This is a genomic window from Campylobacter sp. IFREMER_LSEM_CL2256, from assembly GCF_025771645.1.
GTDB lineage: Bacteria > Campylobacterota > Campylobacteria > Campylobacterales > Campylobacteraceae > Campylobacter_D.
In genome coordinates this window covers 1-2,370 of record NZ_JAKMQQ010000026.1, presented here as the reverse complement: position 1 = coordinate 2,370, position 2,370 = coordinate 1, and the positions used below count along the sequence as shown (strand labels likewise).

Below are 2,370 nucleotides of genomic sequence, written 5' to 3'. Positions count from 1 at the left end.
GTCTTTACAAGCAAAACATTTTGAGGAATTTAAAGCACAAGGCGCTTCTTTTTCTCCGGTATTTAAGCCACAAAAAGCAGGCAATGTGGTAAATATGGGTAATGTTAATGCTAATAATATTACTTATAGGGAATAAGGTAAGTATAGATGGTGGCCATATCAATGGCAAACATAATGATAATGTTAGTGGTGGTGCTTTAAAAAATCCAAGCGGTAATACAGCTAATAAAATTCATTTAGTAGGGAATGAAGTTTATATAGACAAGGATATGGCAAAATTTAACTCTACAAGTGGTAAAGTAGATGTAACAGCCAATGCTATTTATACTCAAAGACAAATGATAAATTTTGCAAATGATGGCTATAAATTTGGCAGTGAGATAAAAGATAAAATAAATATAACAAACTATCAAAATCATAAAGGAAATTCTAATTTCAAAAAAGCTTTAACTATAGGTAATATGGGAAATGAAAAAGATAATGCTATAGAGTGGTGGCACTTTGCAAAAGGTTGGAATGAAGGTTTAGGTAATATTAGAGAAATTGATGAGTTTAGATTAGTAGATGATATAGATTTTAGTGGTAAAGAAGGTAAAAACTACGCAAACTATTGTATAGATGGATTAGGGTGTACTAGTATGATAGTTGGAGTTACCAGTGCTTTTACAAAAACTTTTGATGGACAAGATTATACTTTAAGAAATATTAATATAGACACAACTGTAGATGCAGTCGTAGATAAACCTAAATATGTAGGCATATTCGGAGTTTCTTCTAAGGGTGCAATTTTTAAAAATATTAATGTTGATTATGAAAGAGGTATTAATACTCTTAATGCTGGTTATATTGGTGGATTCATAGGGTTAGCTTCTGATGCATTGTTATCTAATATATACTTAGGTAATATAGAAAACATCACAGCGGTTACATATGACGGAAGTGTTCTTTTTATAGGTGGTATGATTGGTTTTGTTGATTACTCGGAATTATCAAATATTTCTTTAGACTCTATAAAGAATATCAGTGGTATTGCTCATGGACATTCTAGTTTTGTTTCCGGTTTATCGGGATACTCTAGGGGTTCGTCTATTTCAAATATATTTTTAAATAATATTGGAAATATTAATAGTAGAAGTTTTGCTATACCAGGTTATGGTGGTTCTTCCTTTGCTAGTGGTTTTATTGCAGGTATTCATTCTTCTTCTATTTCAAATATTTACTTAGATAATATAAAAAATATTAGTGCTAGTACTCTTGTCGGTGGATTTGCTGGTGGTATTAGCAACTCATCCATTTCAAATATATATTTAAATAACATATTAAATATTATAGGTATTGGCAATGATGTTTTATCTGGTGGTTTTGTCGGTGATATAGGTGATAGTAACTTTAAAAACATTTATATGTTTTTTGCTTCAGGTGTAAAAATTGAAGGTGAGCAAGTTGGTATTTTTTTTGGTTCATCAAAGGGAACTAATCTAAACAACATCCACATCTATCATCATGAAAACGATTTAGCTAATGCTACGGCTGATCAAAGCTATTGGGGTGATACTAACAATAAAATTCAAATCCACACTTATAATGATAATAATCAAGAAAGTGTTTATAAGGATTTTTTATCTAAAGCTAACATTATAGAAAAACCTAATCATTCTGACGTATCTTTAGAAGAAGACGACCTCAATAAAGAAGTTATTGGTCAAATCATAGAAGATATCACTCAAAAAGGATATGTGGTAGATATTGCTATGTTAGAAAAATTATTAGAAGTTTATAGCAAATTTAATCTAAATACCACAGAAAGTGAAAAAATAGCTTTTATTCAAACATATTTTAATATAAAAGATGAAAATGAAGCTAGAGGTATTTTGCAAAGTTTAGATTTTCTGACTTATTATACTAAGAATGAAACATTTGATAAAAATAGAATATCAAATGAAGCAAAAGATTTATTTATATCTTTACAAAATCAAAGTGAAACAACTCTAGCTAACAATAAAGCTTTATTTAGCTATTTAAATGATAATAAGGATGAATTAATGGCTGAGTATAACAAATACAAAGAGCTAGAGCAAATCTTTAAAGACAAAGAGCAAGACTATTTTAAAGCCCAAGCTGAATTTAATAGATTATTAGATTTAGTCAATAAAGGTAAGCTAAGCTACAACGATCCTAAATTCACTCAAGCTTTTAATAATTGGCTTAATGCTTATAATAGTTATTCCAATGCATATGTTGATGCTAAGAATATCAATGATAATATAAAATCCACTTATACTAAATATATTAACGAAACATTAGGATATGACAATTTTAATTTTAATCCTTTTTTGCTAAGTTTAAATCCTGATGTAGATAAACCTGAAT

At 28.7% G+C, this 2,370-nt stretch carries 1 pseudogene; it reads left to right on the top strand.

The annotated features are described in order from the left end of the window. Positions 1-107: 107 nt before the first annotated feature. Positions 108-2,370 (top strand): annotated as a pseudogene (locus L8U00_RS07730) (YlbF family regulator); the annotation flags it as partial.